Annotated in this window: 2 protein-coding genes; both read left to right on the plus strand. The window is 35.2% G+C overall.

All coding sequences use genetic code 11. The features are described from left to right. The first annotated feature begins 1 nt into the window (after position 1). On the plus strand, positions 2–190 hold the full coding sequence (locus COU51_05000) for a hypothetical protein (protein ID PIR66287.1): 189 nt from the start codon (positions 2–4) through the stop codon (positions 188–190). Between the two features lie 63 nt (positions 191–253). After that, positions 254–708, plus strand: a 455-nt coding sequence (locus tag COU51_05005; GenBank protein PIR66285.1) for a hypothetical protein, incomplete at its 3' end; no start/stop codon positions are given.

Below are 708 nucleotides of genomic sequence, written 5' to 3' on the forward strand. Positions count from 1 at the left end.
CTTGGCAATTTCAAGCGGAGGAAGCTCCAGTGATACTTATATTGACGCTTTCGGAAAAAAGGGAAAATTTGTATCAAAGCTAAAAGTTTATGGCAGAGAAGGAGAAAAATGTATTGGTTGTAAGGGCGAAGTAAAGAAATATAAATTAGCCGGCAGAGGAACATACTTTTGTCCAAAGTGCCAGAAATAACTTGCTATTTTTTGAAAAACGGATAATATAAAAGTAATAGCTCATTTGAGAAGGAGGAGCGAAATGGCAACAAGAAAGCAAAAAAAAATAACCAAAAGAATCTATTTTGATGGAGATGTAAATAGTGAAACCAAACAGCGATTTATAGAAAATTTGGATGGGATATTAAAAAGTGTGCGTAATCTTCGGGTTCTACAGGTTTTTATAGATTGTTCAGGAGGTTCGTTGTGTAGTGCTTGGGCTATCTATGATCGTTTAATACGGATTCAGCAAGACGGAATTGAAGTTGAAACTTTTGTAGAAGGAGGAGCGTTTTCATCAGCAGTAATAATTTTACTTGCCGGAAAGAAAAGATATATCGTGCCTCATTCGCAGATTTTAATTCATATGCCTAAGCAAATTGTAGTTGATGAGCTCGTAGACGAAAAAAGAGCGAAAGAGCTGTATGATGATCTAAGAAAATTAAAAGATGACATAGCTGTACTAATTTCTAAAAATACGGGTCAACCCAAAAAGAA

It is taken from the genome of Parcubacteria group bacterium CG10_big_fil_rev_8_21_14_0_10_36_14 (assembly GCA_002772895.1).
Lineage (GTDB): Bacteria > Patescibacteriota > Patescibacteriia.